The organism is Streptomyces sp. NRRL B-3229 (assembly GCF_000719505.1).
In the GTDB taxonomy this organism is placed as follows: Bacteria; Actinomycetota; Actinomycetes; order Streptomycetales; family Streptomycetaceae; genus Streptomyces; species Streptomyces griseorubiginosus.
This window is the reverse complement of sequence record NZ_JOGP01000160.1, coordinates 1-241: the sequence shown is the minus strand read 5'-3', so window position 1 is coordinate 241 and position 241 is coordinate 1. Positions and strand designations below refer to the sequence as shown.

The window sequence follows — 241 nt, the reverse complement described above, 5'->3', positions numbered from 1 at the left end:
ACCCAGGTGCCGTGGAAGCCGTACCGGAGCCGGAAGGGGATCTTCACGGTGGCGATCGGGCCGGCCGCGATGTCGAGGGCGTCGAGGATGGCCAGGTCGTGGCGGTTCTGGTCGCGGCGGCCGACCAGCGAGAGCAGGTAGCCCTCGCCCTCGGCGGCGTCCGCCGACTTCGGCACGAACACCGGCTCCTCCGGCGCGGCGTGCTCACCGGGGGCCCAGAAGGCCGTCTCGCCGGTGTCGT

1 protein-coding gene is annotated in these 241 nt (G+C 73.4%); it reads right to left on the bottom strand.

The window, feature by feature from the left end; translation table 11 throughout:
* A partial coding sequence (locus IF54_RS40320) for a carotenoid oxygenase family protein (RefSeq protein WP_037821295.1) occupies positions 1-241 on the bottom strand: 241 nt, incomplete at both ends.